The following is a 1,117-nucleotide window of genomic DNA, read 5'->3' as shown; positions in this document are numbered from 1 at the left end:
GATAAATACGAATAATCTAATTTATTTGGCATTTTAATGACTTATGACAGGAAAATATATACATTAAATTAAACCTAATGTATCTTTGGTTTGTAAGTCGTAGTTAGTTGGCCAACTTTCAATACAATTTAATAATTAAAAATAAGGGGGATTTAAAAATGAATCAAGTATTAAGGAAAAGTAAGAAAAAAATGATGTATCTAGTCGGTTCACTTCTAATTTCTCTATCAATGTTTTCAACTACAAGTTTTGCAGCTACAGAAGGTGCTGTAAAAAGTGTTACAAATAGTAGTTATACTGGAATTGCAGCTGATATAAACCTACCAAAATCAGTTGTTGTTAAGGATGGATATGTGAATTGGTATTTAGGTATTGGAGCATCTAAAGTTGAAGGTGGTATTTCAAAAACACCAAGTGGATATAAAGTATTTCTTAATTCAGGATATAATGAATCAGGTCAAAACAATAAGTATTGGAACACACAATATGATACATCAATTAAAGATGGTGATCGAGTAAACCTTAAAATAATTAATAACGGCAATGGTACGGTTACTATGTATGTAAATGGAATCCCTAGATATACAAATCAGCCTGTATATGGCTCATTTTCTCAATACGAACCAGTAAAAATGGTTCAGGGCGTTGAAGATACTGGACGTAATTCTTTTAGCCAAGCTAGCTTTTCAAACGTACTTCTAAGAGCAGATACATCTGGATCTATCTACAAGAGTTGGAACAGTTCAATTTCTTCCTCATTTTCTAAACATGGTACTTATAGTAACAATTTCACAGTTTATTCTCAAGTACCATTAAGCGCAAGTTTACGCTAAAGTTGTTCTTGTATACGAAATTTTTTAAAAAAGGTAGCTGTACTTTTATACAGCTACCTTTTTTATACTTTAATTGCAAAAAGCGTGTCAAAAATAAAAAGATGAAATTGTAAGTATGTTCACTTCTCAATTCCATCTCTTCTAAAAATTGTATATTACCAATTCTCTTGTTCCTCACTATTCTACCAAATTAATAGCAACACATTATGTAGATATAGGTTTATACTATTCTACATTTAAATACATGTAATATTGCCTATACTTTGTTAGTATCATGTGAAACT

Annotated in this window: 1 protein-coding gene; it reads left to right on the top strand. The window is 30.0% G+C overall.

Translation table 11 applies throughout. The annotated features are described in order from the left end of the window. Window positions 1-158 precede the first annotated feature (158 nt). Entirely contained in the window at window positions 159-833 is a 675-nt protein-coding gene (locus tag ABWK52_RS29515; protein ID WP_098326478.1) for a hypothetical protein, read from the top strand. The last annotated feature ends 284 nt before the right edge of the window (window positions 834-1,117 follow it).

This window comes from Bacillus sp. AP50, assembly GCF_040492675.1.
Lineage (GTDB): Bacteria > Bacillota > Bacilli > Bacillales > Bacillaceae_G > Bacillus_A > Bacillus_A cereus.
The sequence above is the reverse complement of the archived record's forward strand: the minus strand, read 5'-3'. Positions and strand labels throughout refer to the sequence as shown.